A 778-nucleotide genomic window follows, 5' to 3' on the forward strand; every position below is an offset into this window, starting at 1 on the left:
TGACCGATTCGCTTCAAGCGATGGGTGCCACAACTACGTCATCAATAGACTATCTGAAAGCCGCCGTTCTGGAGCCCCTCTATTATGAAGCCGCAGCAGGACGTTATCAGGACCTCCAGGATTATAGCTCTGCATTGATGGTCAACCAGGCTATTCAGCAACGGAACACACAGTGGGCCGCAGAGCAGTCGATGTTCATGACCGTCGTCCGACCAATGCTGACGTTCTTTGAAGGCTTTATTTATGCTATAACCCCGATCATTGCTTTTATTATCGTGATGGGCAGCTTCGGCCTCCAGTTAGCCGGGAAATATGTACAAACCATCCTCTGGATTCAGCTATGGATGCCAGTCCTCTCAATTATAAACCTGTTTGTTCATACCGCCGCGTCAAAAGAGATGTCTAGCCTCAGTGCTGGTGGTCTCAACTCCATGTACGCTCTTTCCTCAACTGGAGATGTTCTGCAACACTGGATTGCAACCGGCGGCATGTTGGCTGCGGCCACTCCGGTGATTTCCCTGTTTATCGTCACAGGTAGCACCTACGCCTTCACCAGCTTGGCATCGAGAATAAGTGGTTCTGACCACGTTGACGAAAAGATGCAAACGCCAGATCTACTCAAGCAAGGTCCGGTTATGCAAAGTCAGCCAGCGTACAATCACAACCAGTTCAGTGGTGCGATTGCAAACGGCGCAGAAAGCATGATCAGTACCTTCTCGCTTGGCTCCACCTTGGCATCAGGCGTGAGCTCCGCACAGGCATTACAAAGTCAGAAATC

1 protein-coding gene is annotated in these 778 nt (G+C 50.5%); it reads left to right on the forward strand.

The genetic code is table 11. From position 1 onward, the window contains the following. Positions 1–20 precede the first annotated feature (20 nt). A partial coding sequence (locus tag R8N47_RS24660; RefSeq protein WP_412034483.1) for a conjugal transfer protein TraG N-terminal domain-containing protein occupies positions 21–778 on the forward strand: 758 nt, incomplete at its 3' end.

This window comes from Vibrio sp. 2132-1 (genome assembly GCF_033344315.1).